This window comes from Thermococcus cleftensis (assembly GCF_000265525.1).
GTDB lineage: Archaea > Methanobacteriota_B > Thermococci > Thermococcales > Thermococcaceae > Thermococcus > Thermococcus cleftensis.
Genome location: NC_018015.1, coordinates 1,027,695 through 1,053,612 on the forward strand (window position 1 = coordinate 1,027,695; position 25,918 = coordinate 1,053,612).

The window sequence follows — 25,918 nt, forward strand, 5'->3', positions numbered from 1 at the left end:
TTACGCCCCTCTTTCTTTGATGGGAATGAGCCCCGGGTTCAAATTGCTCCCCAGTGTGGCCTACCTCCGCGTCCAGCGGCAGGCTTTCATCGGCTATTCCATGCCCCTCGCGGGGTGGATTGGCGAGTACATGATAAACTATGGAAGGCTCCCAAGACCCAACTTCCTCGGGAGGGCGATGGGAAAGCTGGGCTTTCACTTTGCTGGTGAAGAGCGCGATGAGCGTTTCATAACCCAGTTCTTCACGAAGGGGAGCGTTTCGGTAAGCGCGAGCTGGGACGTTGAAAGGGAAAGCCTTTTCCTACAGCTCATTCCCCTCCGCTCAAGGCTCTCGCGGGGACTGACGGTTAGGGCGGAGCACATAGAGTTCTACGACCAGTACGTGGTGAGCATAGAGCCTGCCGGGAAGCTCCCGCCTGGAGTGAGGGGGATAGGCATAAACGCCCTGATTCTTGAGGATTTTTACCCCATTGAGACTCCCTACTGGGGAATGCTCCACGAGGACTGGGAGAGCGAGCTGAACCTGCTCGTTATGAAGGACGAGGTTTACGATAGGCTGAGCCGCGAGGAGTACCGCTGTCCGGTCTGCTTTTCCCCGCTCCACGAGGAGAACGGCGTCCTGAAGTGTTCCTCCTGTGGCTTTACCTACGCCCCGGAGAACGACTTCGAGAGGGTGATCGAGGAGTTCAGTGTGGAGGAGTTCGCGTTTTAGGGGCTCAGGGTTTGTTAAGATTTTTTGAGCATACACTGGTTGGTATAGTGTTTATTGCGTTGTAGTCAAAAAAAGTTCCCGTATTGAGTTAACCTTTAAAAACAATAGGGGATAGTTAGACTCGATGGTGATTGTCATGGCGATGACCGAAGGTAATGATGTTGTTGCTGAAGCTAGAGTCGTGGAGTCCCTTCTCGGGGGCCTTGAACCCGAGATCCGGACTAACAGTGCCATGGATGTGTTCAGGGAGATTTTTGAGCACTGGGGTTTTGAGAGTGAGGATGAAGAAGTTGAGAGGGAATACCTCGATGACTTCGTTGATGAGAACACTGGAGAGTTAAAGGTAATCTCTGTGGCACGCTCTAGGGGCTTAAATTTCTACGTCATCTACGCTGAAACATGGAAGGACACTCTTAAATACCGCCAAAAGCTCGTGAAAAACCTGCTGAACTTTACCTCATATTCCTCGGATATCTCGTTCGCAAACTTCATCATCATTCTGGATGTGATAGAGAACCCAAAGAGCAAGAAGCACAAGTACTGGAAGCTCATCATTCCAATCTACCAGAGAAAGCTTGAGAGCGCAAAGCTCAACGTCTACGTAATCGACCCCGAGGAGAAGAAGTTCAGGACGCTGGCAACGAACATCTCGAAAGTTGCCCTGGAGCTCAGAAAGCACGATACGCTTTCCGCCAGCTTAATCAGGGATGCACTGAACAATTACATGCTCGTTAAACCATTGGCCGAGGAGTTCTTCAGGGAGTACAAGAGGAGCTACTACGACCTTAAAAACTGGATTAAAACGAGATATGGTTCAGAGCTAAGAGCCCTCTGCCCCGATGACTACCTCCTCACCGGTGAATCGATAGAAATACCAAAAGCCAAGAGGGAAGAAATATTCGTTGAGAGGGCCTCCAAAACCTTCGCCCACACGTTCTTCAACAGGCTGATGTTCGTCTACTTCCTCCAGAAGAAGGGCTGGATAGTTGACCTCAGTACCCTCAGGAAGGAACTCCAGGATGAGGTTGACCTCCGGAACTTCGTCAAGTGGCTCCACGACCAGTACGAGGAATACGGCGGTAACTTTTATGGGGATTACCTTAGGGTTCTCTTCCTCTACGCGATGAACCGTCCAAGAAGGGGCTACAGTCGTAAGGACATCGAGGACATCAACAAAGTGCCTTCCCCCATCGTCAGGGATGTCTTTCTCTACGGTGTCCCCTACTTCAACGGCGGACTCTTCAGCCCAGTTGAAATCGCAGGCGTAAACCTCGACGAGGTTATCACGGAGATAGACAACAAACTCATTACGGAGATTGTGATGGGCTTCTTTGAGGTCTACAACTTCACCGTCACGGAGGAGACCCCCTACGAGGTTGAGGTTGCCGTTGACCCGGCCATGCTTGGCAAGATTTACGAGTCGCTCATAGCCGAAGAGGAACAAATTGAAAGCGAGGAGGAGAGGCGGGCATCTGGAATATTCTACACTCCGAGGAGCGAAGTGGATTTCATGTGCAGGATGGCGGTCTATGAATACCTCGAAAGGAACACCAAGCTCGATAAAGGCCTCCTCAGGAGTTTCGTGTTCACCCCACCCTATAATTGGGATCCAAAGAGCCTCTCCTGGAATGAAATAGAGACCCTTGAGAGGGCCCTCAACGAGGTCAGGGTCGTTGACCCCGCGGCTGGAAGCGGTGCGTTTCTCGTTGGAATGTACCACCTCCTCATAGAGCTCCACGAAAAGCTCACCGAGGACAGCAAGGTTACCTACAAGAAGAAGCTTGAAATCATCAGGGACAACATCTACGGCGTTGACATAAAGGACTGGGCGATAAGGGTGGCAAAGCTCAGGCTGTGGTTGGCGCTCATCGAGGGTGAGGGAACTATCCCGAACGAGCCGATCCTGCCCAACCTTGAGACGAAGCTCGCGGTTGGGGATTCGCTCGCTCCGCCACACTTTGTCCTGAGGGTCGGTGGAAAGAAAAAGGTCATTGAAATACCTCTGGCTAAATTCAGAGAGAGCCTCAAACTCCTCTGGGCCAAGAAGGGTGCGAGTGAGGCGATAGTCGCTTACAAAGAGCTCGTGAGAAAGTACTACATGGGTGAAAAGATAGACGGGAAGCCCGTTACTTTGAAGGACATCGAGATGGCCAAGTGGGGTGCGCTCCAGGAGTTCCTTGAGAGGGCCCTTGAGGAGGAGCTGAAGGCCAAGGAGAAGAAAGAGGTTAGGTTGCTCCTTGAGGCCGTCAAGAAAGAGGACTTTTCGGCCCTTGAGAAGCCGCCATTCATCTGGGAGCTTGATTTTCCAGATGTCATGCTCGAGAAGAGGGGCTTCGACATCGTGATAGCGAACCCGCCGTATGTTAAATCAAAAAAGATTTACCCTGAATACCATGATTTGGTTGAATTTCAGACATTACCTTTAGACCTTCAGAAAAAATTGAAGAAAGAGTATAAAAACAATATTAAAAAGCACATGGAATTAGTAATCCGGGAAAAATTTGGCAAAGAGTTATCGTTAAATCCGAATTCTGACCTGTATGTCTACTTTTTTGTCCAAGGTGTAAATCTACTAAACAAAGCCGGAACAATAGTATTCATCACTTCAAACTCTTGGATGGATAGTGAATACGGAAAGCCCCTCCAAGAATTCTTGCTTAGGGTTACTCACTTGAGGTATTTAATAGATTATTCTACTAGATCATTTGAGCAAGCAGAGGTTAATACATCCATAACAATTGCAACTAGAAAACCCAGAGAGCTCTTTAATACTGTGACAGATAACGCTGTCAAGTTTATACTGCTAAAAGTACCTTTTTCAAAGATTGCTTTAGACACTATTGGCACACTTTTTGACTCTCTTGAGTGTTCAGATGAATTTAATGTATTCAATACCAGATTATGTTTGTGGTCCAATGAGGAGATTACAATTAGATGGATTTCGGAAGTAGACTTAGCAAAACTGGGAGGGGCAAAAATAGGAAAGAAAAACCCATTGCTCCAAGCATACAATATCCACGGTAATTATCATGGAGTGAAATGGGGAACTCTCCTTGTAAGGGCCCCCAAAATAACCTACAGAATACTAGGAAACGATCGAGTATCATGGAAATACTTGGAAAAGGATAACATTGCCAGGGTTTATGAGGGTAGACCTACTGGTGCTAACAATTTCTTTTATCTTCAGAAAGAGACAATACGTGAGTTTGGAATTGAGCCTCAATATTTAAGGCCCGCAATCATGAAAGCTAGAGAATTATCAAGGATCATTATTGAAGACAAGGACATTAAAAGGTTCCTACTTTGTGTCTCAAAGCCCAAAAGTACGCTCAAAGAAACCAATGTGTTGAAATACATAGAGTATGGTGAGAAGAAAAAAATCAATCAAAGGAGCACGTTCGCATCAAAAAAGATATGGTACGCCTTGAATTGCAGAAAACCATCACCTTTAATTATGGCATGTGGAATTGGTTCGACCTTTATTTGTGCATACAATAAAGCGGAAGCATTGACTAGTAATAGTTTCGCGGAGATTGATGTTATATCTAAGGAAGATATTGTCCCACTGTGGGCATATTTTAACTCTACACTTGGGATATTCATGATTGAGCTCTATGGAAAGGCTAATATGGGAGGTGGTATGTTAAAAGTTGATCCCAATGAATATCGACAAATTCCTGTACTGATGGTCAAGAATAATAAATTGGGTCAAATTTTAAATAAAATGGCCAACCGCGAAATCAAGTCCATCTTTGAGGAGCTCGGCCTTCCAAAGCCCAACAGAGACCTGAGCAACATTAACCCCGAGGACGTCTCCCTCGACAGGGTTATGCCTGACAGGCGCGAGCTTGACAGGGTCATCTTCGAGGCCCTTGGCCTGACGGAGGAGGAGCAGCTTGAGGTTTACAAAGCTGTGGTGGAGCTCGTGAAGGCGAGGCTGGTGAAGGCGAAGACGTTTTCGAAGAAGAAGGGGAAGAAGTGAGGGGTGATTGAATTGTTGAGTGTTTTTATTAGCCATTCCTCCTCAGATTATGAAGTTATCACAAAGGTGAAAGAGACCTTAGAAGTTCAAGGATTCCATGTATACCTTGCAGAGGAAGACGTTAGGGCTGGTACTTATCTTCCCGCCAAGATAGAAGAGGCCATCAGACGATGTGATGTTGTTCTCGCAATATTGACAAGTAAAGCTTCAAAGTCGGCATGGGTTCAACAGGAATTGGGATATGCAAAAGCTATTGGAAAACTGATAATTCCCCTGGTAGAGGAGGGGGTTAATGTTACTGGCTTTTTAACCGGTGTTGAATACATAAGATTTGATCCGAGAAACTTAGAGCCAGCACTCCAAAAGATTAAGGAATACTTAACTAGACTAAAAGAGTCAAAGGAATTCAAGGAGATGCTTGGGGTGCTAATTTTGATTGCCTTGGGAGCTTTTGCAGCCTATTATTTGACTCACAAAAAATAATTTTAAACAAAGAAGGGAGTGTTCATGCACGAGCTCGACAAGGCAATATTTGAAGTCTTTACGGGCTCGGGAGGGACTATCGCGGCGAATCTAAGGCCATACCTTAGTCTAGTTCTTGAGGTTTATGGGGCATTCGAGATTATTCACAGGTTTATCCAATGGAGGAAGAGAGAAGAAAGGAAACGGAAACTTAAAAGATCCCTTGCACTCACGTTCCAGAAAAAGCTCGACAAGGCTCGTAATGATCTTGAAAAACTGGCAGATGATGTCGCATATGCATTTGGGGGCACTGTTTATGTACTCCATAGCGATACCACCTTTTGAACCAAAAGAAAAAGCTCAGAGAATAGTAAATCAAATTGAAAGAGATTACAAAGAGCTAACAAAAAGCATGTATGAACTTATGAAGCTTGTTAGAAGGCATAGGAACATGATTATCGATGCTCTTGATTTGGATGAAACTCAGATTTTATTGTTGGACGGTTTAGCTACTGCGTTTAAAAATGAAACCCCAGATATTGAGTCTCTCACTGATTATCTACCTCTTATCGTAGAAGAGATGCAGAAGAATGAGAAGAAGAGGCAAATTTTTAGTCAAGAGTTAGGCAAGCAAATTGGGAAATTTAACTCCACTTATAGTTTAGTTACCATAAATCACGCTCTGGGAATTAACCGGCAATACAAATAGTGCTTTAAAAAAGCCGCCAGACATGGGCTTAAAGAGTTCTCTCAGAAGTTTAATGAATGCCGTTTTGGTTAACTCCCACTCAGGTATCCCTTCAGCGTAATTTTCATAATGCCTTTTTAATACAATTGGCAACTGTGTTCTTGTGCACTCGAATAATATCTCCCAACTTGTCTCCACTATCATCTTCCAGTAGGTTTTCCACAAAGGAGTATTTGCGTTGGGCTTTTTGAACGTAGGCTTTTGATGAGAAGTTAACTTTTTCCGGGCTTTTAGGTGTTTTAATCTCCGGCTTCTCTCTCAAGTCGTAGTCAGCCGCGTTTCGTAAGGCTCTTAAGTACACCATAGAGTTATGGGCCTGTCTAATCCTCACGTCGTTAATTTCTTCCTTGAGTGCTTCGAAGAAGGCTATGATGGTTGCGTGTGAGTTTTTACCCTCAAGCGCGACAATAAAATCATTAAAATCCTTATCCCGCAAGGACTTAGGATACTTTTCCAGTCCCTTCTTTAAAACCTCCCTCAGCTGCAAAAAGGCGGAGTAATAATACCTTCCAACAGCGGTTCTGTTGATAGCATCGCGAGGAGGCGTACCGGAGTCCTCGTTTAAAGAACTCAGGTAGTCTCCAACTAACTTGAACCCTTTGGGGTCAAAGTCGGGCATGTCCCCCTCACCGTCATTCAAACAGGGAATACACGAGTATCCTGTTGGACACCTTGGGGTCCGCTGATAGGAGCTGATACTCGAACTCTTCTGATAAGTCAACGGCTTCCTCGGAATCCCTGAACTTTGCTATTATTACAACATGGGGGTTGATACCCCCCTCCGGTGTTCCCGCAGTTACTTTTATTTCCCTGACTTCTGGCTTATTCAACCATTCAGGGAGAATCCTCCGGAGATAACCAATTATCAGCTCTTTGTGGGGTATCGGGGTCTCAAGTAGGGATTCGAGATCCACCTTAAGCTTTCCCGTCCACTCCTCTTGAAGGCCCGAAAGGAGCACCATCTCACGGAGGATTAGCAGTGCCCTCGCTATGTTTGATGAGAGTGCTGACAGAGCGTTTTCCAACACGCTTATTGCTTCCTCAGATACAGTTGGCATCTCTTCTGGCTCCTCTGAGGATAATGCCAGGCCGCTCTCGTAGTAGAAGATTGGCTGTCCGGCTCGAATGGTTCCCGCGAAGTACTGATTAGTTTCCTTGAGTGACATCGCCATCGCTGAGCACCTCCCCTATGGCGTTGTGGAGCTTCATTAAATCCCCTCTTGTCATAATAAAATTGATTGCAACAGGTTTCTTGTCCTTTAAGTGTTCGATTTTCAAGAGGTAGTACTTTAACTCCGCTCCATCCACGCTTATCTCCGCGGGGTGCACTTCAATAGCGTCAACTACAGGTAGGGTGTAAGCCCTTTTGAGCTTGGCTTTTACTCTGAGGTCAGGAACGTTGAGGGTCTCAAAGATTTTCTTCTCTATCTCACTTTCGGGCTCCTTTTCGTTGAAGACCATCTCTCCCAGTACCTTTAGTGTTTTCTTCATTGCTGCATTTAGGTAGCGTTTCTGCTCGTTCGTGTCAAGGCCCAGCTCTTTAAGGGAAGAGAGCACGTTGTTGCCCGGGATGGATATCGTGAGCTGGCCGTCTCTACCAACGGCAACCCTTGGCCTGTATTCCGAGAGAACTTTTTCAATGACTTTATTGATTAGCTCATCATCGAGCTTTGGCTTTTCACTCTCTGCTTTCGCCAGCAACTGGAGAATCTTAATAAGTTCACTGTTCTCCATAGAATGCCCCCACTTTTCATTGGGTTTTTGAACTTAAAAAAATTCCGTCTGGATATGTCAGTTTGACTAACAACCACTAACTTTTTATGGGTTGTTAGTCAAATTGAAACCATGAAGCCCGTCATCCAGCTCCTACTCACGGAGTTCGGGGGAAAGGTAATAACCCGCGAAGAACTTGAAAGGCTCGCCTCGTACTTCAACGAGGACGTTGATTATCTGGTGAACTATCTCATCCAGTACGGCTACGTTATTCGTATCTTGCGGGGCCTCTACTACGTGAAAACACCGATAGAGTTCTCAACCGGTGGCTCTCCTCCAATCTACAGGCTACTATCCCTCGGAATGGGTAAGATAACGAAGAATTGGTACTTCGGTCTCTTTACGGCCCTGGTCCTCAACGGCCTTACCCATGAAGGGTACACGACGGTCTTCATAATAAACGACAGACTCGCAAGACCAAGGCCTATTCAGGTGAATGGAACCCCAGTTAGGATAATCAGGAGCAGGAGGAACTTCTTTGACTTTGGAATAGTTGCCAGGGACTCACTAAAGTTCTCTGACCTCGAGAAGACCCTCCTTGACTTCCTGTACTTCTCCAACTACGGCACCATACCCAAGAACCTCGCCCTAAGGGTTTGGAGAGAATACATAGATAATGCCAATACAGAAAAACTCCACCGGTATTCCGAAAGGTATCCCCGCTCAATAAGGAAGGTGGTTGAGAATGTTGGATGACTCGCTTCTTATGGAGATTCGCCTGAACGAGAGGAGAAGTTTTGCCAGGTTTGTCTCGAAGAAAACAGGGATAAAATCTGTTGATCTCGTGGAGTGGGATTACATAATCCACACTATCTTAAAGGAGCTTGAGAAAGATCCCACATTCAGGGAGAACTACGTTTTCAAAGGCGGAACCTGTCTCGTAAAGTGCCATCTCGGCTACTATCGCTTCAGCAGGGATTTAGACTTTGCATATAGGCACAGTGATGAGCTCAGGAATATGAGTAGGAGCAAGCTGAAGAAGTTCTTGAACGGGGAAACCGGCAGGATTGCTGAGACCCTGAAGTGCGTGGCCAAGGATTTTGGTCTTGAGTTTCAATACAAAGATCATAGCGACTTCAACAACCATCGTTACTTTAGCTTCCGAATCGGCCCAGGCTGGTTTAGGGAGATAGTTCTCTACTCACCCTTGGGAGAGAAGATAAAGGTGGAGGTAAACTACGCTGAGAGGCTTGCGTTCAGGCCAAAGACCCTGAAGGCGAACACCCTTCTGTCCTGGAAGGGAGTCAAACTCACCCCGAGGGAGTATGAAAAGTACATTGAATTCCTCGGTAACTATTACCCACTCTCCCTCACTGCGTACTCCGACAGGGAGATTTTGGTGGAGAAAGTCAGGGCGCTGTTAACCCGAAAAGAGTTCAAACTCAGGGATCTCTATGACCTTTACAAGCTCAATCAGCGTGGCCTTAGGGTATCCAAGTACAAGAAGGAGATAGTGAACAAAATACATGACTACCTTAACTTGAGCTCTCCGGCAAAGGAACATCTAGAGAGCTCCTTACAGTCCATTGATGAAGGCACCTTCCTCGAAAACATTGAAGGTGAGATGGACAGGGACATCGGTCTGATCATCGAGCCCTTCGAAAGGGAAGAGTTTTTGAACTTCGTTGGAGAGTTAAAAGAGGAACTCAAGGGTATTGTTGATGATTTGAAGCACTTGGTAGAGGTGGAGAAAGATGGCTGAGTCGGCTATATCTCTTCTTGACAGGCACGGTCTCGTTGACAACCAGAGGGTTAGGCTGGTTGATGTTCTCAAGGAAGTGTTGACTTCAGGGGACTACAACCGGATAGACGTTGCCGTGGGTTTTCTCTTCATAAGTGGCATGAAAGAGATTCAAAACGAGCTCGAGAAATTCTTCTCGAACGGGGGCAAGATGAGAATTGTAATAGGTAACCAAACGAACAGGGAAACCTTCGAGCAGCTCAGCATGGTTTACCACTCCCTTGAGGCCCTTCAAAAGATAAAACGCCGTGAAAAAAGCATGGAAACGAACCTTGACCAACAGAGCGAGGACATCGAAAAAAACGCCAACTTCATGGAGCAGAGCGAGGAGAATGAGCAGTTCCTAAGGAGGCTTATGGACTGGGTTCGTAGTAACAAACTCGAGATTAAAATCTACGTCAAGGAGTTCATGCACGCTAAAGCGTATCTCTTCTACCCTTCAAGGCCGTCCGTAACCCGGATGGGGCTCGTGGGCTCAAGCAACTTTACGCTGGCGGGTTTCTCCGGCAATACCGAACTGAACGCCATCGTGCAGTCAACGCACTTCGAGAGCCTAAAAGAGTGGTATGATGAGATTTGGGAGGAGGCCCTTCCGTTCAACCCAAAGCTTCTCGAGATAATAGGAAACAGCTGGGCAGGCCAGGTTCCGGGCAACTTACCCTTGCCGTGGGAAGTACTGATCAGGGGCCTGTACGAGCTTTACAAAGATGTCTTAGACAAAGACACGGGTTTTCTCTTGAGAAGGCTCGAAAACGTTCTCTACGACTTCCAGAAGGATGCAGTTAAGAGGGCAATATCAATAGTCAACAAATACAATGGGGTTCTGATAAGTGATGTTGTCGGTCTTGGGAAGAGCTACATAGGATTGGCACTTTTAGAACACTTCTCACTCTTGGATCTCTTGAATGGGCGTCCCAGGGAAGTTGCTGTGATAGTCCCTCCAAGTCTTGTTAGGTACTGGGAGGGGCTATTGAGGGAGTACAACATCCCCGGGAAGGTATTTTCCGCGGGCCTTTTGCCACGTAGAGAGCTTTCACCTGCCAAATACAAGGAAATGGAGAGCTATCTAAAGAACGTCGGAACTGTTTTGGTAGATGAGGCGCATCACTACTCAAATCCCTCCACCAAATCCTACAAGAACCTTCAAGAACTAATTTCGGGTAAGAGGGTCATTCTCTTAACCGCAACGCCCTACCGGAAGAGATACAAGGATATGATAAGCCAAATTCGCCTGTTCCTTCCTGAGAGACGACACCCGTTTCCAATACATCCTCAGAACTGGGATGATTTAACGAAGGCCATTGAAAACGGCGAACTGGACCCGTCTTACGTCTTCAGGGAGATTTTAATAAGGAGAACAAGGCACGACATCCTTAACCTCTATGGAGGAAAGGACAACTGCATTAAGGTCAAGAAAAATAAAAAACTGTGTTTCCCCGAGAGAAGGCTCTCCGTGTTGACTTACACTATCTCAGAGGTTTACCCGGAAGACATCTACGAGTTGCTTTTGAACGGCATTTCTTCCATGAACTACGCCAGGTTTGACCTTTACAGCTACGTCCTACCCCAGTTCCAGGATGCTGAGCCATACAGAAGCTTGTCCTCCGCGGGTAAAGGACTCCGGGGTATCATGAGGATTCTTTATCTGAAACGCTTGGAGAGTTCCTGGTATGCAATGTATCAGACCCTGAGAAGGGACCTGATCAAGACGAAGAACTTCATCACTTTCGTCGAGAACGACTTCATCCCCGCTGGCGATGAGTTCGATGATGTGCTCTTGGGCAAGATTAACAGCGATAAAGAGGAGAGGGTTCTAGATGGGGAGGAGGTAAGGAAGTTCATTGAGAATTACAGGAGGGCTGGTAAAGTCACTTACAAAGCTGGTGCCTTTAGGGTCAGGAAATTGTTGGAAGATTTAAGGCACGATCTCAGGATTCTGGAGTCCATGGAATCTGCACTTAGGCCCCTTAAGGAGCAATTAGAAAGCAGTCCTAGGAGAGATCCCAAGCTCAGAAAGTTAGCTGATGAGATAGTGGAACTAAGAAATGAGGGCAAAAAGATCCTCGTTTTCAGTGAATTTGAAGAGACAGTTCAGTGGGTTTACAACGGGCTTAAAAGAACACTCCCTGAGGACATCTCGGAAAAGATGGAATACGTAAGCTCAAACACCAGGGGGATACCCAACAAGATAGTACGTTTTGCACCGCGGTCTAATGGCCTCGAGGATGAGATAGATGAATCCCAAGAGCTTCACGTTCTAATTGCAACTGACGTCCTCAGCGAAGGACTCAACCTTCAGGATGCCAACGTTGTAATAAACTACGATCTGCACTGGACGCCAATCAAGTTAATTCAGAGAATTGGTAGGGTTGATAGAATTGGAACTGAACATGATGAAATCCTGATCTACAACTTCTTCCCCGAGAAGAAACTAGAGGAGAACCTGGGACTCCTCCAAAAAGTTGAGAGAAGAGTTCAGGAATTCAACAGGGCGTTGGGGACGGATGGGAAGATACTTCAAGAGGAAGAGGAATGGAACCCCTCAGCAATTAAAGCGATTTACGGGACCGAGAACATCGAGAAAATTGAAGAGGATGTAAGTGGTTCACTGTTGTCAGTTACAACCTTTGCCGAAAAGCTCCTAAGAGAGTTTAAGGAGTCCAACGCGGAAAAGTTTGAGGAGATTACAAGGAGATACTCCATGAGGAGTATTGTCAGGTCCAACACGGAATATCCCGTGGCGTTTTTTGTCTGCAGCAATGGAGTGATATCCCAGTATTTTGTTTATCGTCTAGTTAACGGTGAATGGAAGGCCCAAAACGTTCCAATTGAACAGTTGCTCAAAGATACTGGTTTGAACGAAGATACACCTTCACTTAACAGCAACGAAGCTATGAAAATCTACCGCGGTGCAGCTAAAAAAGTTCTTTCGGACTTCCAGAAACTACTGAGGATCGCTGAGAGTGAACTGGAGTACACCACCCGGAGACCCTCCAAGATCCCGGCACAGGTCAGGATAATTCTCGGCAAACTTCAGGAGAAAATCGAAAAAACCAGGAGTCCCGGAGAGAAGGAGTCCCTGAGTCTGCTCTATGATCTTGTCTATTGGGGATACCTGAACAATGAGCCTTTCAGAAATGCGCTCTTAAAAGCCAACGTGAAGAAGACCACTTCAAGAGATAAGGTAGAAGAGCTCTGCTGGAATCTAGTCGAGCGCTTTGGGATAGCAGCAAGACGTAAAGCAGTTAAAGAGGAGATAACAAAGCGTAGAACTGAAGGGATTAAGCCTCACATAGTTGCGGGGCTGCTATTTGTCCCAGATGGCAGCCGAGGTGAATAGTGAATCATGTCCATCTCAAATTATTTAACGCGTTAGGATAAACTACAAACTGGTGATCACGATGGAGGAGAAGGTCGTCGGTGTTACCTTTCCCGTCCCAAAGCCCTTCCTGGACAGGATACTCGAGGAAGGGAAGAGGGTCTTCGTGAAGCCCTCGACGCTGAGGGTGAAACCGGGAATGAAGGTTGTTTTCTACGCCTCCAGGGAGGGCCAGGCCTGGCTCGGGGAGGCGGAAGTTGAGGGCGTCGAGTTCCTCAACGGTATCGAGGAAATCATCGAGAAGTACGGGGATGAGTTGTTCCTCACAGCCAAGGAGCTCAGGGATTACGAGAGGGAAAGGGCGAAGTGGCACTCCCGCGGGAGGAGGCCGAGGCCCTGGATGGTGCTCAGGTTGAAAAACCTCAAGAAGTACCCGAAACCCGTTAAACCGCCGAGGTTCATTGCGGTATCGGGGAGGTACATAAAGGAGAGGGAATACAAGGAAATCCTAAGGAAGAGCGGGCTTTAGAGGAGGCTTTCAATGATTTTGTAATCCTCCTCTGGGATTTCTCTCATTGCTTTGCCCATTAAATGCCCGCTCCAGCGCTTCTTGTTCGTGATGAACTTCAGCTTTGGGATGAGGGGCTTGAAGTCGAGCTCACCGAGCTTTATGGGCTTGATTTTGACCCTGAGGGGGTAAGTCTCGTTTAGGTGTGGTGGACTCTTGAAGATTCTGCTTGAGTCTGTGTAAGGCTCGCTCACGACTTCAAAGATGCCGACGATCTTAGGCTCGAGAACTTCCTTGTTCTTCCTTTCCTGCTTGACGTAGAAGACGAGCTTGTCACCGGGTTTGACTTTGGCGATGGTGTTCTTGTGCCTCTTTGCCACGCCCCAGACGTTCTTCTTTCTGACAACCTCCCAGTTGTCGCGATTGGTGATGCAGAGCCAGTAGGTCATGGGAGTTCACCGTTAACTTTTTTGAGAACGATGAGATAAACCTTCTGCTTCCCGTGGCAGGGTTCACGGGGATAGTCTTAAAGCCATGACACCTTATCCCCCCTACGGGGATGGAAGCCGGGCTTTGACTTCTGTTGTCCCGCTTGATGAGAGGGTGAAAGGGTTGAAGACACATCACAGGGGAATGATCCGGGAGTATTCCCGGGTGTTTGGACGGTACGTCGGTTCCGAGGAGTACGAGCGTGACCTCGAGGAGAGGAAACGGCGGGAGGCGCTGTTCTCCGAGGTTCTGGCTGAGGAAAGGATAAAGAGGCTGAGCGAGTTTGAGCTGGGGGAGATAATCTCAGGTCTCTGGGCAACGAGGGTGTGGACTAACAAGGACTACCTCCTCCAGAGAATAATCTCGGACAACGGGATGGAGAAGATACGGAAGGAACTCTTTAACCTGCTTTATGGTGGGGCTCCCTTTGAGGAGCGTTTTGATAGGTTTATGGGGAGCATCAAGGGCCTTGGTCCTGCCTCTGTTACCGAGTTGCTCTGCCTCTTCAACCCGAGAGAGTACGGCATCTGGAACGACAAGGCCAGGAAGGCCCTGGGACTGCTGGGCTTTGACGACGAGCTTCCCCTCGGGAAGTACAGGATCTCGGGGGAGGAGTACGGGAGGTTCAACTCGGTCGCGAAGGAGATAGCCGCCGAACTCAGGAGTGAGGGCTTTGGGGACCCTGATCTGCTGTTCGTCGATTACTTTCTCTATGAGGTGTGGAGGCACGGACCCCTCGAGCCTGTCGGGGAGACGGTGGTTCCCCGGAACGTCGGGGAGTTCGACCACAACGAGATCAGAGACCACGTTCGCGACATCGGGCTGTGGCTGGGCTTTGATGCCGAGACTGAAAAGCTGATCGCCCCGGGTTCGAGGGTCGACGTGGTGTGGAGGGCCCGGATAGGCAACCTGGGAACGGTGGCTTACGTCTTTGAGATCCACAGGAACGGCTCGATAAAGAGCCTGATCCTCAACCTGCAGAAAGCCTCGAGGAGCTCGGTCGTTCAGAAGGTCATCGCGGTGTCCGATGGGGAGCAGCTGGCTAAGATCAGGAGGGAGGTTGAGGGCCTTCCTGAGAATTTCGTTCGTAAGCTGGTCTTCTGGGACGTTGCGGAGGTCGAGCGCACCTACGAGAAGCTGTCAGAGGTGGCCGGGGTGATCCAGGGGCTCGGCCTGATCTCCAGCGAATTCGAGTGAGCTGTCGGTTCCCAGGAAACCCTTATCTGGGTTGGGGTGTAATTCCTCTGGGGTTCGCTATGAGGATAACCGTCTACGATGGGACGAGGACGATTGGGGGCTCAAAGATCCACGTATCCGGGGGAGAGAGCGGCCTCTTCCTCGACTTCGGGATGAACTTCGCGAAATACTCCCTCTACTACGAGGAGTTCATAAGCGAAAGGCCCTCGCGCGGGATCCACGACCTGTGGAGGCTCGGCCTGATACCGAAGCTCAACGTCTACCGTGCTGACTTAATACCCCCCGACCTTTCGGGAGAAGTGACCAGATATCCAAAAGTGCCAGTTAATGCCGTTCTCATAAGCCACGCCCACCTCGATCACGTGGGGAACGTTGCCCTCCTCGACGGGAATGTCCCCCTGGTCGGTTCTCCCACCACGATCGTGCTCCTGAAGGCCCTCAGGGACACCTCCCGCCAGGTGCACATGGGTATGGAGCTTCCCTACTACGCCCCCAAGAGCCCGAGCGGTGCCAACCCCTCCGTGCTGGAGGCGGACAGGGAGGTGAGACACTACCCGAGCAGGGATGTTATATTGACTGGGGAGCTCCCCGCGGAGGGTAGGGAGTTCCTGCACTGGAGGGCCAACGTCGAGCTGGCATCGGGCCGTGGCAGGGTCAAGCCCATACTGCCCGGAAGGGTCGAGACTCTCGACGAGGCCGACCTGGGGTTCGAGGTCAGGGCCTTTCCCGTGGACCACTCCATCTACGGTGCCAGCGCCTACATCGTGGAGAGCGACGTGGCGGTGGCCTACACCGGCGACTTCAGGTTCCACGGGAAGAATGGGGATCTCACGAGGCGGTTCCTGAGGGAGGCGAGGAACGCGGGGGTTCTCGTGACCGAGGGGACGAGGGTCGGAAGGGACGAGGGCTCCAATGTCTCGGAGGAGGACGTCTACAGGGCCGCCCTTCCCATCGTGGAAGATGCGAGGGGCCTCGTGATAGCGGATTTCTCGGCCAGGAACTTCGAGAGGCTCGAGAGCTTCAAGAGGATTGCCGAGAGGACCGGGAGAAAGCTCGTCGTCACCACAAAGGATGCCTACTTCCTCCACGCCCTGGGCCTCGTGGACGGGGAGGATCGCCTCACAGGCCTGGGGATCTACACCAGCTCAAAGACCAGACTCGAGAAGTGGGAGGAGTGGATACTCGGGGAGTACTATGAGCTCAAGGTTACCCCCGGGGAGCTCAGGTCTGGGGGAGAAAGCTACGTCCTCTGCTTCTCCTTCCACGATATGCCGCATCTCCTCGACATCATGCCAATGGGCGGAGTTTACATCTACTCCTCCAGCGAGGCCTTCGGTGAGGAGCAGGGGTTCAGCTTCCTGAGGCTCTGGAACTGGCTGAGCTACTTCGGCTTCGAGGTCCACGGGTTCAGCGTCGATGAAAACGGTAACCCCGTTTTCGACAAGGGCCTACACGCCTCGGGCCACGTCTCGAGGGAGGAGCTGGCGAGGGCCATCGACTACATCGACCCCGATCACATCGTCCCAGTCCACACCGAGAACCCCTGGTGGTTCAGGGAGAACTGGGGGGAGAGGGCTGTACTGCTGGAGGATGGAGAACACTGGGAGGTCTGAGGATGGTTAGGATAGCCGTTTACGGGACGCTGAGAAGGGGGAAGCCCCTTCACGGCTACCTCCACGGGGCAAGGTTCCTCGGGGAGGAGTGGATAGAGGGTTACGAGCTTTACTTCGACGGCCTTCCTTACGCCGTCAAAGGGGCTGGACGGCTGAAGGTGGAGGTCTACGAGGTCGATGGGGAGGTCTTCGAGGACATCAACACCCTGGAGGTCGGCGCGGGCTACACCCCTGTCGAGGTGGAGACCGGGTTCGGGAGGGCCATCCTGTGGGAGGTTAGCTCGCCTAGGGGTTTTAGGGTGGAGAGCGGGGACTTCGACGATGTGTAGGGGGCCATGGTAGCTCCCTCAGATTTGCAGATGCTGAGTCGAATACATCTGAACTTACAAACCCGACCCACACCAGCCCCTAGCCACGAGACCACAACTACAAAGGCCATTCCGAAGAAAAAGCTCCCTAAGAAACCAGAAACTCCGTCCCAAACACATGAGAAAGTTCTTTGCGCAGGAACAGGAGAAACGGCAACGCCACAATCAAAAAGCTCCTTATGGGTCACTCAATTAGATACGATATCAATGCTCTCCATTACTCCCATCACACGGTGGATGAGCTTCAGGATGCATATGATAAGATTTTCGAAAATTTGCGATTTATTTCTTTTTGATTTATTTATCCAGATCCTGGTTATTATTTTCAATCATGCTTTTTAGTAACTCTTAAAAGGATTGGTACCATCAATTTTACTGCTGGAGAGGGGGAGGTCGACAGTATGGGAATGCGATCAGATCTCGTTGCTGATCTCGTTGCTGAGCTTCTTGGTCCAAGAGATGGCATCTATGAAGAACTCCCCAAAACAAGAAAGCCGACAACAGAGTACATAACGGGGATTCTTTCCCCAAGGACAATATTATCTGAAGAGATCATAGAGTATGCATCTACAGAAGGAATTTCAGGAACTGAGGAAGTTACCAGAGGAGCTGAGGATGAGGAAGAGGATGGTGATGTAAGTCTTGGGTTCAACCCCATTCTGGATCCCAGATCTCCTCCCCGTTCGCTTGGCATCTCTTTTGCTATTAAACCATTAACCGGAAAAACTCCCATTCTTGCAATTTGTGTTACATGGGCGCGCTATTTCTGGGACGGGGGTAAAAACGTATGGAAAAGATTTCCTAGGGCTTCATGTCTGAAAGTTGAGCTTAAACCATGTGTGGAAGGAGCCCCATGCCCCCCTCAGGATTTTAAATTGCCAGAAAGCAAAGTTGCAGAGCTTTTGGGTATTACAGAGGATGAACTCCTGCTTCGAGTAATCACCAGAAGACGGGGAGAACAAGTCCACGTATCCATATTCCTTGTTAATGCGCTTCAGTTCAATAGGGATAGTTCAGATGGAATTGGGTTTGTTCAAACTCATATCTTCCAGCCACAGATTAGGGTTAGAATATTCAATGCTGAGCCTGTTCACACCACGTTTGGAAACGAATCTGATGTGGTTGATTTTGTTTATCGTAATCGCAAAGGGTATGCAAAGGGTCATATGTGCTCTGCAGTATGGTGCATACAGTCACCTGAGGAGTGTGTTGATCCAGAGTTTGAATTTCCGGGGGAGGCTCCTCCTCGACCGCCATTTAAGTGGATTGATTCGGAAACTGTGTTTGAAATTTACAAAAAAATTGCAGAAAAGGAAGGTATTCCTGAGCCTGAAAAAGCTGCAAAATCCTTGGTCAACCTATTTATTCCTCTTTCTCCACAGGATGGGGATTCATGGAAAAACTTCATGTTGATTCGTTCAGAATTTGTTCCGGTTTACGCCATCTCAGCACCTTCCTTTAGCTGGAGGGAGGAATTTGGAAGACCTCCTGTTCTTGAGGCGAGAAAGCTTGCTGAGATGTGGAACCCCTCCGAACTGAAAAATGCCCTTATGCCACTGTACAGAGGATACCTTAAATGGTTCAAAGATCAGGTAAAAGAGTACCTGAAGCTGAAAAAGGAGAGTGAAAAGCGTATTGGGCTCATTATGTTAAGGGAAATAGCCAATGTCATCGGGAGGATCCGGAGAGGAATACGTGTTCTTGAGACCGATGAAGATGCCAGGCTTTCATTCTGCTTTGCAAACAAGGCTATGGATCTCCAGTTTGGATGGCAGCATAAAGATAAACAAGGGGATGGACAACCATTGGTATGGAGACCTTACCAGCTGGCATTCCTTTTGATGAATATTGAGTCCATAACAAATCCAGATTCTCCAGATAGGGAAATCTGCGATCTTCTGTGGATACCAACTGGAGGGGGAAAGACTGAGGCATATCTTGGACTAGTGGCCTTCACACTGGCATACCGGCGCAGAAGAGCACTTTCTAGGATAGGGAAATCTGATATCGACACAAGCGGAGCTGGCACTGGTGTTATTTCAAGATACACGCTAAGGCTGCTTACAATTCAGCAGTTCAGAAGGGCACTTTCCATGATAACTGCCTGCGAGTACCTTAGAGTGTACGGACTTAAAGAAGGAAAACCTCCTGGATGGAGACCTAAAGGGTATCCCAATCAGGAAGATCAGTTTATCTGGGGAGGTACAAGATTCTCCATAGGTCTATGGGTAGGAGGCAATCTCACTCCTAACAGACTTGATAGCGTTCCAAGCAGGGATAAATCGGAAATTATTCCCGGTGCACTTGATATTCTTCTGGGAAAAGCCTCAGAAAAGGGTCGGGGTGAACCCGCACAGGTACTGCGTTGCCCCGCTTGTGGAAGCATACTTGCAATCCCTGCCGGCGGACTGGACGCAAAAGAACCGGTTCAGATCCATCTAACAATCCGATCTTCATCGTCAGCAGAAACTATCAACGAGATTCTAAAGAAGATAGCAGGCGGCAATATTGGAGATACTGGTATTGAGTTGGTGTCAGTATTGGTCGAGGCTCTCCCATCTCCAGAATTTCATGTTATTACGTTTACAATTCGCAGTGATAGACCTATCACGACTGATCTCTGGGATGGTGCATGGGAAGTTATTAAAGAATTTCTGAACAAACACAATATCCACGTAACCCTGAGGGCAGCAAGACCTTCAAGACCGGGATATTTCCTGATATCAAGAGCGAGGAATAAATCCAAAAAATCCAGTGCCTTTCACGACTTTGAAATTTACTGCCCAAATCCAAAGTGTGAGCTTAATAATGCCCTCTGGGTTGAAGGTTATCCAAAGGGTAGCCATGATTCATTCGAATTCAGAATTAATGGTAAACGCATGTATCTCCATATTCCCGGAAATCTTGAATTCAGGATGGTCCCTGATTTTACATGGGTCGAACGAATGGAAGGTATTACAATAAATCGGGAAACTTCAAGCGTTCTTTCCCACAGGATCCCAATACCCGCCCAGACCGTTGATGAACAGATTTACAGATTGCCTCCTTCTTTTTTGATAGCTACCGTTGATAAATTTGCCCAGATTTCATTTAAGCCTGAAAGTGCGATTTTATTCGGGATAACCAATGCATTTAGCTCCACTGTTTCAAAATCGCAAAAAGATTTGATGGAAACTGAGAAGGGATTTGGCTACAGGAGAATGCGTCCAGAGAAAATACGTGGTAACGGAAGGGTTAAAGTGCCACGTCTAGACCCCCCCGACTTGGTAATACAGGACGAGCTCCATCTGATCTCAGGTCCCCTTGGGAGCATGGTTGGAATCTACGAAGTGGCAGTTGATTATCTGACCGGGAATAGGGCAAAATATGTTGCATCGACAGCCACTGTAAAAGGGGCGCAAGAACATGTGGGGACATTATTCACACGCAAACTATCCATGTTCCCCCCTCATGGGATTGTTCCAGATGACAGATTCTTTGTAAAATACCGCCGTACACATCCCAGAGACGAAAGCAGACCCGGCAGGCTGTACGCCGGTGTGATCGCACCCGGTAGGGGTCCCCATACTCCACTCGTGAGAATATGGGCAAGGTTGCTTCAAAGCGTCTATGATCTAAAAGATAAATATCTTAAAGATGAGGACTACTTCTGGACGTTGGTGGGTTATTTTAACGCCATTCGTGAGCTAGCAGGCGCACGCAGCCTTTACAGACAGGATATCCCGTTACGCCTTAGGGATCTTCAACCGGACGAATCAAAACGCAGACCGATCAGGGACGATGACGTTGTCGAGCTTTCCAGCAGGAGAGATTCAACAGAATTGCCCGCCCTGCTGAGAAAGCTTGAAAGAACGCATGCAGCCGATGCAATTTTTACAACAAGCATGTTTGGAACAGGAGTGGATATCGGGCGTCTTTCTCTGATGGTTGTTAACGGCCAGCCCAAGACGACCACCTCATACATACAGGCCACGGGTCGTGTGGGGAGAAGAAGAGCGGGTCTTATTGTTACCTTTTATCGGGCTACCCGTCCGAGAGATCTGAGTCATTACGAATTTTTTATTGGATATCACAGTGCTCTTGACAGGTATGTTGAACCCTCAACAGTGGCTCCTTTTTCACAGGGGACCATAGAACGAGCCTTGGGACCTGTTATGGTGGGAATATTGAGGAATCATCCGAATCCTAAAGTGCCATGGTGGCAGGATAGGAGTGCTCCCCTCATGGCTGATGAAAGAACCCGGGCACCCGAGATCATGGAGCTTATCCGAATATTCAGCGATCGTCTGAGAAAATTACCCGGATCAAGACAGCTTGTGGAGACCGATGAACTAAAGGAGATTGTTGAATCAAAGCTGGACAAGTGGAAGGAAGTGGCAAAAAAAGTTGATGGTGATCTTGAATACCATGAGTACTTCCGAGCAACAAAGCCTGTTGTGCTTGGAACACCCGCACATGAGTACAAAAGAAAACCGGTAGTTTACCCCAACGCACCCAATTCCCTTAGAGATGTTGAGGAGACTGTAGGATTTCAGATTACTGATTTAAGGGGGAGATAACTATGAGCAGGGTTCAGCATATTAGAAGGTCTCAATTTATCACAACGTTTGGGCCGGGCGCGATTATTGAGACAACAGAAGGACCGAGAATTGTGCTCAGCCCGAATATTGGACTGTTTCATGAATGGAACAAAAACAAAGGAATAACCCCCGAAAAGCTTGAAATCTCTCATGAAAGAATGTCAAAAGGGTATCTAAATGGTGCAAGAGTGTTCCAGCTACCTTCGAATGCAGAGCTTGATCTTCGTCCTGAATATGCACTTTACAGAACGGATCCGTTCCCTCGCTGGTCAATATGCACAAAGCATGGAATTCTCTACCATCAGAGCCACGGATGTCCCAAATGCAGGGAGGAACTTAAAAAGAAGGGTTATTCAAAGGATGAAATAGAAAAAAGACTTCAGGAACAGGGGAGAAAACAGGCAATCCGTTTCATACTTGCATGTCCAAAGGGCCATATTGGTGACATAAACTGGGCATATGAAGTCCATGGACCAAATTCCTCATGTAATCATACTTCTTGGTTTTACTGGAAACGTGAAGGACCCGCTCTCTCAGATGTCACGATAGAATGCCCGGAATGCCGGGCTAAGGTAAATCTTGGAGTGATCTACAAAAAACCGCACAGGTGTCCAGGCACATACTTGGAACGAAGAGAACGCTTGGGAGATGTGATGGGGTGCAATGAACATGCATATGCAATACAGCGTCAGGCTTCAAATCTCTATGTTCCAGAAATTGCCACCTTGTTTACGGTTCCCCCGCGTGCAACGACACTGCATAGGATATTCATGAGGGGGGAGATTAGGAGTTCGTTAAAAAAAGTTCTTAAACTAAAACCAGATATCCTAGATAATAGAGACGAGTTTATTGAGATTTTCAAAGAGGATCTAACAGCCGATGAAATAGCTGAAATTGAATCATATGACTGGGAAGACGCAAAAAGCATAATTCTTGAAGTTGCAGGTAATAATACAGAGGTGCCAAACAGCCCTTACGAACTGTTTAAAGAGGAATTTGACTCTTTTATGAATGCTTCCAGAAAAGGATTTCCCCCGCTAACTTCCAATATCGGAAAGGAACGTGTGCTATTTTATGTCAATCGCAACAAGATCCGTCGTATTTCTGATGAAAATGGCGTGACGTTCAGGGTTGCACCTGTAGATAAGCTTCACACTGTCATGGTTTTAAAGGGGTACAGAAGATTCATCGGAAAACCTGGTGGTGGAGTTGATACCTCAACCATAGATGCAAAACTGGTATCAGTCTCGTTCAATGATGGAAAGGACGAATGGTATCCAGGAGTCCAGTTATTTGGGGAGGGCATATTCATTACGTTTGACGATGAGCGGCAACTGTGGGAATATCCGAATCGGAGACCAGATCTGAGAAAGCATTACGATGAATGGTTTAGAGCATTTAGCTCTGGAGGCCATGGATACAGAGAATACCTCTTTAAGGATCCTGCGAAAAGATTTGAGCTTCATCCGGCATTTGTGTTTTGGCACACACTTTCTCATCTCCTGATACGTGCTATCTCTGTTGATTCGGGATATTCTGCAGCATCAATAAGGGAAAGGGTTTACATAAAGGTGGATGATCCCCAGCATCCAGTAGGAGGGATAGTCCTGTACACATCTCAGCCCAACACTGATGGAACCTTGGGGGGTCTTGTATCACTGGTTCGCAGGTTTGAGAAAATCCTGAAGGAAGCATATGACTCGCTTTACTCTTGTTCAAATGATCCCCTGTGTCTGGAACAGGAGTTTAAATTCACTCCGAGCAAGCCTGCTTCTGTTAACGGAGCAGCCTGTTATGCATGTACTCTAATATCAGAGACCTCCTGCGAGCATAGAAACATGTGGCTTGATAGACATCTTTTGATGGAGTGGATGGAGGGGCTTCACCGTGAGTAGGAATGTAAAAATTCTGACAACAGGGAATCATCTCAAATCTAGGAATTTCAGGAATATTGAGACAGTGATTCAAGAGCTTTTTGATGATGCTCATGAACAGATACATCTTGTTACATATGTGATTACAGATAATACCATGTGGCTAATTGACATGATTGAAAAAAGTCTCCGCAGAGGAAGGTTTGTGAAATTGATAGTAAACGAATTGAACCCTTCTTTGAAGGTAACCCAAAAACTTTTCCAGCTGAAAAAACACTATGAGAATTTTATCTTGGTCGAATTCAGCAAAAAATATCCCGGAGAAACAATTCATGCAAAGACTATTGTGGTTGATCGCAGAAAGGCAGTAATCGGATCAATGAATTTCACATGGGGAGGAATGGTTGGAAATCATGAGATAGGCGTTCTTATCGAGGGGCCGGAAATTGAAGATCTTGCCTATGCCCTCGATATGCTTTAAAAGCCGTCGATAAATTACAGCTGGGAGGAGAGCATACGATGAAATCACGGTACAGCTACAGTTTCATAGATCTATTCGGTGCACCGGGGGGATTCTCTCTTGGTATGGTGCTGGCCGGATTAGTGCCCCAAGCAGCCGTTGATATTGACCCCCACGGGATAAGAACGTACAACTACAACTTCAGGGAAGCAATGGGATTTGACACCACCGGCCTGAAAGAAGACCTCAGAAAGCTGCCCCCTGAAGTTATTTCGAAGGAGTCAGGTGTCCAAAAAGGTGATATTGATGTAGTTGTGGGAGGTCCGCCCTGTCAGGGTTTTTCCATTGCGGGACGGGTAAAAATAGCAAATCTCGCAAGAAACGGGAAAAAGAAGGATGTAAAAAATCACCATCCCAGATTCATAGACGATCCCCGAAACATACTTTATCGAGAATTCGTTAGGATAGTTGACTATTTCCAGCCAAAAATCGTCATAATGGAGAATGTGCCGGGGATGATGAGCCACAGAGACGGGGAAACTGTGAGGGAGATAGTTGATGACTTCAGAAGGATTGGATACATTGTTCCTGGATGGGAAACGGGAAACAATCCAAGAATACTCAATGCCGCCGATTTTGGCGTGCCCCAGACAAGAAGACGTATTTTCTTTGTTGGAATCCACCAAGATGAAAAATCACTTATTGACGAGTTCAAATGGCCCATCCCCACACATAAAGACCCTGAACAGCCTCCCAAGAAAAATCTGATTGATTACATTTCCGGAGATCTCCATCCCAAGTATCCATACGTAACCGTTGGACAGGCCATCGGAGATCTTCCGGAACCGGTAGTCGCGAATAGATCGGGAATGGAAGATTACCCTATGTTCCATATTATCCATCCCTTTTCTAGATATCAGGAATGGGCCCGGAAAAAAACCTCATTCTGGGATGGAATGGTTCATAATCATATTTCTCGTCCTCACACCGAACGGGATAGATTGACCTTTGAGCACATGGAGGAGGGAGATTCATGGAAAGACCTTCCCCAGCACATAAAGGCCTTTTATGGGTATCGTGATGACATCTTCAGGGATAAATTCAAAAAACTCATATGGGATCGTCCTTCATGGACAATAACCGCCCATCTACAGAAGGACGGGTACAGATACATACATCCTGTTAAACCGAGAACCCTAACCCCCAGAGAGGCGGCAAGGCTCCAGAGTTTCCCTGACTGGTTCGTCTTTAAAGGTCCCAGAACTGCACAGTACAGGCAGATAGGAAACGCTGTTCCCCCGTTTCTTGCGGCCGCACTCGGTCTGGCAATAATTGCAACTTTTGAGGGATGGGGGGTGAAAAAACTTTGGAAACGCCAGATGAAAATACTGAGTTAATTGAGTTTTTTGTTAATTCCCTGCTATCTTGGTATTATCAGAACGGACGGAACTTTCCGTGGCGTGAGACAAGGGATCCCTATCGAATACTTGTCGCTGAGCTCATGCTCCAGCGCACCAAGGCTTCCCAAGTTGTACCGGTTTATCTTGAATTCATAAAAGAATTTCCGGATGTATTATCCCTTTCAAGGGCATCCCCGGAGAGAATTAGAGAATATTTCTCGAGACTCGGGCTGGAATGGAGGGCAGAAAAAGTTCTGGCTTTGGCAAAGATTCTTGCCGAAAAATATGAAGGCAGGATCCCATGTGATAGAAAGGAACTGTTATCTCTTCCTGGCATAGGACAGTACATTTCCGCCGCTGTTCTGAGCTTTGCATGTGATGTACCCGTTGCGGTGGTTGATTCCAATGTTGTGAGAGTTCTCAGTCGCTATTTTGGGGTAACACCCAAAGGAGAAGGAAGACGTGATAGAAAAATACTTGGACTTGCTTCAAAGATTCTACCAAAGCACTCCCATAGAGAGTACAATTTTGCAATAATAGACTTTGCTGCTCTGATATGTACTCCCAAAAAACCAAAATGCAAAAGGTGCCCATTACGTGAAAAGTGTTCCAATAAGTTATTATGATGAACATCTACCAAAACCAAAATAGTTTCATTTGAATCCTTCCCAGAAATATTTTACGTGTATTCA

At 47.6% G+C, this 25,918-nt stretch carries 21 protein-coding genes; 17 read left to right on the forward strand and 4 right to left on the reverse strand.

The genetic code is table 11. The annotated features are described in order from the left end of the window. Positions 1-25 precede the first annotated feature (25 nt). The 5 genes from CL1_RS05490 to CL1_RS05510 all read left to right on the forward strand — a co-directional run bounded on the left by CL1_RS05490 (position 26) and on the right by CL1_RS05510 (position 5,865). Entirely contained in the window at positions 26-712 is a 687-nt protein-coding gene (locus tag CL1_RS05490) for a hypothetical protein (RefSeq protein ID WP_014788899.1), read from the forward strand. Positions 713-836: 124 nt separating this feature from the next. Then, positions 837-4,694: an Eco57I restriction-modification methylase domain-containing protein gene (locus CL1_RS05495; RefSeq protein ID WP_237266226.1), complete on the forward strand. Its 3,858-nt coding sequence runs from the start codon at positions 837-839 to the stop codon at positions 4,692-4,694. A 3-nt stretch (positions 4,695-4,697) separates the two neighbouring features. Then, positions 4,698-5,177 carry a toll/interleukin-1 receptor domain-containing protein gene (locus CL1_RS05500; RefSeq protein WP_014788901.1) on the forward strand — a complete coding sequence of 160 codons (480 nt, stop codon included), beginning with the start codon at positions 4,698-4,700 and terminating at the stop codon, positions 5,175-5,177. A gap of 24 nt (positions 5,178-5,201) precedes the next feature. After that, complete coding sequence (locus CL1_RS05505; RefSeq protein ID WP_014788902.1) at positions 5,202-5,501, forward strand: hypothetical protein; 300 nt, start codon at positions 5,202-5,204, stop codon at positions 5,499-5,501. Next, positions 5,473-5,865: a hypothetical protein gene (locus CL1_RS05510; RefSeq protein WP_014788903.1), complete on the forward strand. Its 393-nt coding sequence runs from the start codon at positions 5,473-5,475 to the stop codon at positions 5,863-5,865. Before CL1_RS05505 ends, CL1_RS05510 begins: the two co-directional genes overlap by 29 nt. A gap of 103 nt (positions 5,866-5,968) precedes the next feature. Here CL1_RS05510 and CL1_RS05515 read toward each other — a convergent pair whose 3' ends face one another. From CL1_RS05515 to CL1_RS05525, 3 genes are read right to left on the reverse strand one after another with little or no spacing between them, the layout of a single operon-like run. Continuing rightward, on the reverse strand, positions 5,969-6,523 hold the full coding sequence (locus CL1_RS05515; RefSeq protein WP_014788904.1) for a hypothetical protein: 555 nt from the start codon (positions 6,521-6,523) through the stop codon (positions 5,969-5,971). Positions 6,524-6,536: 13 nt separating this feature from the next. Further along, complete coding sequence (locus CL1_RS05520) at positions 6,537-7,076, reverse strand: hypothetical protein (protein ID WP_048151988.1); 540 nt, start codon at positions 7,074-7,076, stop codon at positions 6,537-6,539. Then, the gene (locus CL1_RS05525) at positions 7,051-7,638 is read right to left on the reverse strand and encodes a hypothetical protein (RefSeq protein ID WP_014788906.1); all 588 of its coding nucleotides are present in this window, start codon (positions 7,636-7,638) and stop codon (positions 7,051-7,053) included. The genes CL1_RS05520 and CL1_RS05525 overlap by 26 nt, the downstream gene beginning before the upstream one ends. 111 nt (positions 7,639-7,749) lie before the next feature. Between CL1_RS05525 and CL1_RS05530 the strand changes: the two genes are divergently transcribed. The 4 genes from CL1_RS05530 (at position 7,750) to CL1_RS05545 (ending at position 13,266) form a co-directional block, all read left to right on the forward strand. Continuing rightward, complete coding sequence (locus CL1_RS05530; protein WP_014788907.1) at positions 7,750-8,373, forward strand: type IV toxin-antitoxin system AbiEi family antitoxin domain-containing protein; 624 nt, start codon at positions 7,750-7,752, stop codon at positions 8,371-8,373. Continuing rightward, positions 8,363-9,379 carry a nucleotidyl transferase AbiEii/AbiGii toxin family protein gene (locus CL1_RS05535; protein ID WP_014788908.1) on the forward strand — a complete coding sequence of 339 codons (1,017 nt, stop codon included), beginning with the start codon at positions 8,363-8,365 and terminating at the stop codon, positions 9,377-9,379. The genes CL1_RS05530 and CL1_RS05535 overlap by 11 nt, the downstream gene beginning before the upstream one ends. Further along, positions 9,372-12,758 (forward strand): helicase-related protein, encoded by a 3,387-nt coding sequence (locus CL1_RS05540; protein WP_014788909.1) that lies wholly within the window; start codon positions 9,372-9,374, stop codon positions 12,756-12,758. Before CL1_RS05535 ends, CL1_RS05540 begins: the two co-directional genes overlap by 8 nt. Positions 12,759-12,819: 61 nt before the next feature. Next, the gene (locus CL1_RS05545) at positions 12,820-13,266 is read left to right on the forward strand and encodes a DUF365 domain-containing protein (RefSeq protein WP_014788910.1); all 447 of its coding nucleotides are present in this window, start codon (positions 12,820-12,822) and stop codon (positions 13,264-13,266) included. Here the strand turns inward: CL1_RS05545 and CL1_RS05550 are convergent. Continuing rightward, complete coding sequence (locus CL1_RS05550) at positions 13,263-13,694, reverse strand: EVE domain-containing protein (RefSeq protein ID WP_014788911.1); 432 nt, start codon at positions 13,692-13,694, stop codon at positions 13,263-13,265. The genes CL1_RS05545 and CL1_RS05550 overlap by 4 nt on opposite strands. A 163-nt stretch (positions 13,695-13,857) precedes the next feature. Here CL1_RS05550 and CL1_RS05555 point away from each other — a divergent pair, with 163 nt between their 5' ends. From CL1_RS05555 to CL1_RS10580, 8 genes are all read left to right on the forward strand, one after another. Beyond that, positions 13,858-14,931: a hypothetical protein gene (locus CL1_RS05555; protein ID WP_148267286.1), complete on the forward strand. Its 1,074-nt coding sequence runs from the start codon at positions 13,858-13,860 to the stop codon at positions 14,929-14,931. A gap of 59 nt (positions 14,932-14,990) precedes the next feature. After that, positions 14,991-16,544, forward strand: a complete 1,554-nt coding sequence (locus CL1_RS05560) for an MBL fold metallo-hydrolase (protein ID WP_014788913.1) — start codon at positions 14,991-14,993, stop codon at positions 16,542-16,544. Positions 16,545-16,546: 2 nt separating this feature from the next. Next, on the forward strand, positions 16,547-16,873 hold the full coding sequence (locus CL1_RS05565) for a gamma-glutamylcyclotransferase family protein (RefSeq protein ID WP_014788914.1): 327 nt from the start codon (positions 16,547-16,549) through the stop codon (positions 16,871-16,873). Positions 16,874-17,313: 440 nt separating this feature from the next. Beyond that, positions 17,314-21,471 (forward strand): DISARM system helicase DrmA, encoded by a 4,158-nt coding sequence (gene drmA, locus CL1_RS05570; protein WP_014788915.1) that lies wholly within the window; start codon positions 17,314-17,316, stop codon positions 21,469-21,471. Between the two features lie 2 nt (positions 21,472-21,473). Continuing rightward, positions 21,474-23,387, forward strand: coding sequence for a DUF1998 domain-containing protein (gene drmB, locus CL1_RS10575; protein ID WP_014788916.1), 1,914 nt, complete (start codon positions 21,474-21,476; stop codon positions 23,385-23,387). Further along, positions 23,380-23,847 (forward strand): phospholipase D-like domain-containing protein, encoded by a 468-nt coding sequence (locus CL1_RS05585; RefSeq protein ID WP_014788917.1) that lies wholly within the window; start codon positions 23,380-23,382, stop codon positions 23,845-23,847. Before drmB ends, CL1_RS05585 begins: the two co-directional genes overlap by 8 nt. Positions 23,848-23,885: 38 nt before the next feature. Beyond that, positions 23,886-25,223: a DNA cytosine methyltransferase gene (locus CL1_RS05590; protein ID WP_014788918.1), complete on the forward strand. Its 1,338-nt coding sequence runs from the start codon at positions 23,886-23,888 to the stop codon at positions 25,221-25,223. Continuing rightward, positions 25,193-25,852: an HhH-GPD family protein gene (locus CL1_RS10580; protein ID WP_014788919.1), complete on the forward strand. Its 660-nt coding sequence runs from the start codon at positions 25,193-25,195 to the stop codon at positions 25,850-25,852. Before CL1_RS05590 ends, CL1_RS10580 begins: the two co-directional genes overlap by 31 nt. The last annotated feature ends 66 nt before the right edge of the window (positions 25,853-25,918 follow it).

Bases quoted from the DNA above. Each gene is read 5' to 3' on its own strand.
- CL1_RS05550 (WP_014788911.1), bottom strand. From the start codon at position 13,694: ATGACCTACTGGCTCTGCATCACCAATCGCGACAACTGGGAGGTTGTC.
- CL1_RS05490 (WP_014788899.1), top strand. From the start codon at position 26: ATGAGCCCCGGGTTCAAATTGCTCCCCAGTGTGGCCTACCTCCGCGTC.
- CL1_RS05525 (WP_014788906.1), bottom strand. From the start codon at position 7,638: ATGGAGAACAGTGAACTTATTAAGATTCTCCAGTTGCTGGCGAAAGCA.
- CL1_RS05515 (WP_014788904.1), bottom strand. From the start codon at position 6,523: ATGCCCGACTTTGACCCCAAAGGGTTCAAGTTAGTTGGAGACTACCTG.
- CL1_RS05540 (WP_014788909.1), top strand. From the start codon at position 9,372: ATGGCTGAGTCGGCTATATCTCTTCTTGACAGGCACGGTCTCGTTGAC.
- CL1_RS05530 (WP_014788907.1), top strand. From the start codon at position 7,750: ATGAAGCCCGTCATCCAGCTCCTACTCACGGAGTTCGGGGGAAAGGTA.
- CL1_RS05565 (WP_014788914.1), top strand. From the start codon at position 16,547: ATGGTTAGGATAGCCGTTTACGGGACGCTGAGAAGGGGGAAGCCCCTT.
- CL1_RS05520 (WP_048151988.1), bottom strand. From the start codon at position 7,076: ATGGCGATGTCACTCAAGGAAACTAATCAGTACTTCGCGGGAACCATT.
- CL1_RS05560 (WP_014788913.1), top strand. From the start codon at position 14,991: ATGAGGATAACCGTCTACGATGGGACGAGGACGATTGGGGGCTCAAAG.
- CL1_RS05535 (WP_014788908.1), top strand. From the start codon at position 8,363: ATGTTGGATGACTCGCTTCTTATGGAGATTCGCCTGAACGAGAGGAGA.
- drmB (WP_014788916.1), top strand. From the start codon at position 21,474: ATGAGCAGGGTTCAGCATATTAGAAGGTCTCAATTTATCACAACGTTT.
- CL1_RS05510 (WP_014788903.1), top strand. From the start codon at position 5,473: ATGTACTCCATAGCGATACCACCTTTTGAACCAAAAGAAAAAGCTCAG.
- CL1_RS05495 (WP_237266226.1), top strand. From the start codon at position 837: ATGGTGATTGTCATGGCGATGACCGAAGGTAATGATGTTGTTGCTGAA.
- CL1_RS05505 (WP_014788902.1), top strand. From the start codon at position 5,202: ATGCACGAGCTCGACAAGGCAATATTTGAAGTCTTTACGGGCTCGGGA.
- drmA (WP_014788915.1), top strand. From the start codon at position 17,314: ATGGGAATGCGATCAGATCTCGTTGCTGATCTCGTTGCTGAGCTTCTT.
- CL1_RS05545 (WP_014788910.1), top strand. From the start codon at position 12,820: ATGGAGGAGAAGGTCGTCGGTGTTACCTTTCCCGTCCCAAAGCCCTTC.
- CL1_RS05590 (WP_014788918.1), top strand. From the start codon at position 23,886: ATGAAATCACGGTACAGCTACAGTTTCATAGATCTATTCGGTGCACCG.